A 2,616-nucleotide genomic window follows, 5' to 3' on the forward strand; every position below is an offset into this window, starting at 1 on the left:
GGCCGGCGCGGTGCGCTCCCGCCCGCCCCGCCACCCCGCCGGCCGGAGGGCTCACCGGCAGCTCAGGGAGGCGCGGGTGTTGAGCGTGCGGACATCGCCTCCCGTGGTGTCCCGGTAGGTGTCGGTGACGCGGGCGAGCTCCTCGGGGGTCCGCGCACCGGCCCGGTTCATGGCCCGGTTCGCCCGTACGACGGCCGCCGTCGGCTCGCGGCGCTCGGTCTCGTAGCGGGCCAGCGCGGTCGGCACATCGTCCGCCCGTGCGAGTTCGCGGGCGAGGACGCGGGCGTCCACGACGGCCTGGGACGCGCCGTTGGCCCCCACCGGATACATCGGATGGGCGGCGTCGCCGAGCAAGGTCACCCGGCCGCTCCCCCACCACGCCAGCGGCTCGCGGTCGACCATCGGGTATTCGAGGATCTCGCCGCTGTTCACCAGCAGACCGGGCACATCGAGCCAGCCGAGCCGCCAGTGGTCGAAGTACGGCAGCACATCGGCGAGCCGGCCCACCCGGTTCCAGGCCGCCTCCCCGGTGAGCGGCCCGGGCTCGGACACCCGCACCTGGCAGACCCAATTCACCCGGCCGCCGCCGATCGGATACGCGACCAGCTCGGCGTCCCCGTCGCGCACGATCACCATCGAGCGCCCGGAAAGAAACGGCTCGGCCCGCGTCGTGCCCCGCCACATCCGGATGCCCGACCACAGCAGCGGACCGTCCTGCGGATGCAGCGCGGCGCGCACCGCGGAGTGCAGTCCATCGGCGCCGATCAGCGCCCGCGCCGCGCTCTCCTCGACCGTCCCCGTCGCCCGGTCGAGGAGCCGTACGCGCACACCGCCCCGCTCCCCGGGCCGCGCCTCTTCCCCGGCGTCGTCGAATCCCACGACCCGCGTCCCGGTGCGGACCGCGTCCGCGCCCAGGCGCTCGCGGACCGCCACGAGGAGCAGCCGTTGCAGCTCCCCGCGGTGGACCGAGTACTGCGGCCAGCGGTAGCCCTGGGCCATGCCCCGCGGTTCGGTGAAGACCCGTCGGCCGAACCGGTCGGCGTACACGTTCTCCGCGGTGGCCACGCCGATGGCGGCGAGCTCGTCGCCGAGGCCGAGTTCGATGAGTTCGCGTACGGCGTGCGGCAGCAGATTGATCCCGACGCCGAGCGGCCGGATCTCCCGGGCGCTCTCGACGACCGCCGTCCCGACACCGGCCGCGTGGAGGCTCAGGGCGGCGGCCAGCCCGCCGATCCCGGCCCCGGCGATGAGCACACTCATCACTCGGCTCCCGCCCCGGGGCGGATCTCGGGGCGGTCCATGATGCGCAGCCAGGTGCCGTCCGGCCGGCGGCGGGCCACCTGCACCCGGCCGCCGGTGTTGTCGGCGGGGCGGGTCGAGGTGAGGGCCAGATCGCCGTAGCGGACGGTCGGCAGCGCCTCCTCCACTTCGAAGGGACCCGGGGCGTGCGCCAGCATCCGCTCGCAGACGGCGCGGATCGCCTCCCGGCCGACGGTCACGGCACCGGGCGGGTAGGCGAGCACCGCGTCGTGCTCGTAGAGCTCGGCCAGCCCCTCGGCGTCACCGGCGTTGGCACGCTCCACGAACAGCCGGGCCAGCTCCTCGGGGGTGGTGGCGCGGGCACGGGTCTCGGTCATGGCCGACTCCTTTCGACTGCCTTTCGGCTGCCTTCGACCGCCCTTTCGGCCGTCTCTCGGCTGTCTCCACTCTCCGGCGGGCGCGATCAGAAGTCCAAGAGATGGTAAGTCTGGTTGCTAGAGTCATTGGTTATGGAACTGCGGCAGCTTGAATACTTCGTGGCGGTGGCCGAGGAGCGGAACTTCACCCGGGCCGCGGAGAAGGTGCATGTGGCGCAGCCCGGCGTCAGCGCACAGATCCGCCGGCTGGAGCGCGAGCTCGGCGAGCAGTTGCTGGACCGCTCGGGCCGCTCGGTGCGGCTGACCGAGGCGGGCGCTGCGGTGCTCCCCTACGCACGGGCCGCGCTCGCGGCGGTGGAGGGCGCCCGGCTCGCGGTCGACGAGCTGACCGGGCTGCTGCGCGGCCATGTGGCGGTCGGGACGGTCACCTCGCACAGCGTGGATCTGCCGGGGCTGCTGGCGGAGTTCCACGACGCCCACCCGGCGGTGGAGATCACCCTCACCGAGGCCACCTCGGACGAACTGCTGGAGGGCCTGCGCACGGGACGGCTCGACGCGGCGATCGTCAGCGTGGGCGCCACCACCCCGGCCGGTGTCGAACTGGAGGTGATCACGGACCAGCCGATCGTGGCCGCGGTCAGCCCGGACCATGAGCTCGCCGTGCACTCGGCCATCTCGCTGGACACCCTGCGCGGCCGTGCGCTGATCAGCCTGCCGCGCGGCACGGGGCTGCGCACCCGGATCGACGAGGCGTGCGCGGCCGCCGGTTTCACTCCGCATATCGCCTTCGAGGCCAGCGATCCGGAGGTGCTGGCACAGCTCGCCGAGCGGGGGCTGGGCGCGGCGATCCTGCCCGGTGCGTTCGCCGAGGCACGGTCGGACCGGCTGCGGTCGGTCCGTATCGACCGGCCGGCCCTGCGCGGGCGGCTGGCCTTCGCCTGGCGGGCGGACGGCCCGAGCGGCCCGGCCGGCCGGGCCC

At 74.4% G+C, this 2,616-nt stretch carries 3 protein-coding genes; 1 reads left to right on the forward strand and 2 read right to left on the reverse strand.

Annotation, left to right across the window (positions count from 1 at the left end; genetic code table 11):
• Positions 1-51 precede the first annotated feature (51 nt).
• Positions 52-1,260 carry an FAD-dependent monooxygenase gene (locus KN815_RS48440; protein ID WP_216348118.1) on the reverse strand — a complete coding sequence of 403 codons (1,209 nt, stop codon included), beginning with the start codon at positions 1,258-1,260 and terminating at the stop codon, positions 52-54.
• Positions 1,260-1,637, reverse strand: a complete 378-nt coding sequence (locus tag KN815_RS48445) for a YybH family protein (RefSeq protein ID WP_216348119.1) — start codon at positions 1,635-1,637, stop codon at positions 1,260-1,262. Before KN815_RS48445 ends, KN815_RS48440 begins: the two co-directional genes overlap by 1 nt.
• A 132-nt stretch (positions 1,638-1,769) precedes the next feature.
• Between KN815_RS48445 and KN815_RS48450 the strand changes: the two genes are divergently transcribed.
• Positions 1,770-2,616 (forward strand): LysR family transcriptional regulator (locus tag KN815_RS48450; RefSeq protein ID WP_216348120.1); only part of this gene is annotated, 847 nt, incomplete at its 3' end.

Origin of the sequence: Streptomyces niphimycinicus, from assembly GCF_018883605.1 — a bacterium.
In the GTDB taxonomy this organism is placed as follows: Bacteria; Actinomycetota; Actinomycetes; order Streptomycetales; family Streptomycetaceae; genus Streptomyces; species Streptomyces niphimycinicus.